The sequence below is a fragment of the Streptomyces sp. MB09-02B genome (assembly GCF_033794485.1).
In the GTDB taxonomy this organism is placed as follows: domain Bacteria; phylum Actinomycetota; class Actinomycetes; order Streptomycetales; family Streptomycetaceae; genus Streptomyces.
The window spans coordinates 1-1,464 of sequence record NZ_JARGEE010000842.1 but is presented as its reverse complement, the minus strand read 5'-3'; the positions used below and the strand labels follow the sequence as shown (position 1 = coordinate 1,464).

The 1,464-nt window shown below is 69.3% G+C and carries 1 protein-coding gene and 1 pseudogene; both read right to left on the bottom strand.

Translation table 11 applies throughout. From position 1 onward, the window contains the following. On the bottom strand, window positions 1-1,074 hold a 1,074-nt coding region (locus tag P1P70_RS44545), incomplete at its 3' end, for an acetoin utilization protein AcuC (RefSeq protein ID WP_319248188.1). Further along, a pseudogene (locus P1P70_RS44540) lies at window positions 1,025-1,357 on the bottom strand (MFS transporter); the annotation flags it as partial. The gene P1P70_RS44545 and the pseudogene P1P70_RS44540, both read right to left, overlap by 50 nt. Between the last annotated feature and the right edge of the window lie 107 nt (window positions 1,358-1,464).

The following is a 1,464-nucleotide window of genomic DNA, read 5'->3' as shown; positions in this document are numbered from 1 at the left end:
CCCCACAGGCCACCGCCCATCAGTCATCCGCGCCGGCGCCAACTGCCGCGTACGAGCGAACACCTGCTGCCGCCACTCCTCGGGAATCACCGTCTCCGGCGCGATCTCCCGCCCCGCCGCGATCGCCACCAGATGCGTCCACGACCTCGGCACCACATCCACCACCGCGTACCCGCCCCCACCGAGCGCGACCCACCGCCCGTCGGCGTACTCGTGCGCCAGCTCGTGCAGCGTGACCTGGACGGCCCGCTGCGCGTCCAGCGACACCGCCAGATGCGCCAGCGGATCCTCGAAGTGCGTGTCGGCACCGTGCTGGGTCACCAGCACCTGCGGCCGGAAGTCGGCGATCAGCTCGGGCACCACCGCGTGGAACGCCCGCACCCACCCCGCGTCCCCGGTCCCCGCCGGCAGCGCCACGTTCACCGCCGACCCCTCCGCGCTCGACTGGGCTCCAGTCTCCTCGGGCCACCCGGTCTGCGGGAACAGGGTCCGAGGGTGCTCGTGCAGCGAGATCGTCAGTACCCTCGGGTCCTCCCAGAACGCCGCCTGCACCCCGTCCCCGTGATGCACGTCGACATCCACGTAGGCGACGCGCTCGGCCCCCAGCTCCAGCAGCCGGGCGATGGCGATCGACGCGTCGTTGTAGATGCAGAACCCCGAGGCGCCCCCGGGCATCGCGTGGTGCAGCCCGCCCGCGAAGTTCACGGCGTGCAGCGCGTCCCCCCGCCACACGGCCTCCGCCGCCCCCACCGACTGCCCCGCGATGAGCGAGGACACCTCATGCATCCCGGCAAAGGCCGGATCGTCGACGGTCCCCAGCCCGTACGACCCGTCCGCGCCCCCGGGATCGGCGGACGCGGCCCGGACCGCCGCCACGTAGTCCTCGCGGTGCACGAGCCGCAGCGTCGACTCCCCGGCCGGCTTCGCCGAGACGACATCCATCTCCCGGTCGAGCCCGAAGGCACTCACCAGGCTCCGGGTCAATGCCAGCCGGACCGGATCCATCGGATGGTCCGGACCGAAGTCATAGCCCGTTACTGCCTCGTCCCACATCAGCTGTGCGCGGCCGCTCATGCCCGCCACCGTATCGGTCCGGTTCAGTTTCGAACGACCGGGCGTACACCAGGGTCACCAGCACCAACACCATGGGGATGAGCATCGCCCCGCGATAGCTCCAGAGATCCCCCACCGCCCCCACCAACGGAGAACCGATCAAGAACCCGACATAGTTGAAGATATTCAGTCGCGCGACGGCAGCATCCGAAGAGCCAGGGAACAGCCGCCCCGCCGCCGCGAACGTCTGCGGCACCAGCACACACAATCCGAGCCCACCAGACAAGCAGAAACCTCGTATGCCTCCTTCGGCTGAAAAAAAAAAAGGTGGACCGAGACACGTCCCAAATGCCACCTCACCAGCGCGGCATCACGTTAGGAAGGACCCTCGCTCTCGACTCATCGCACAGA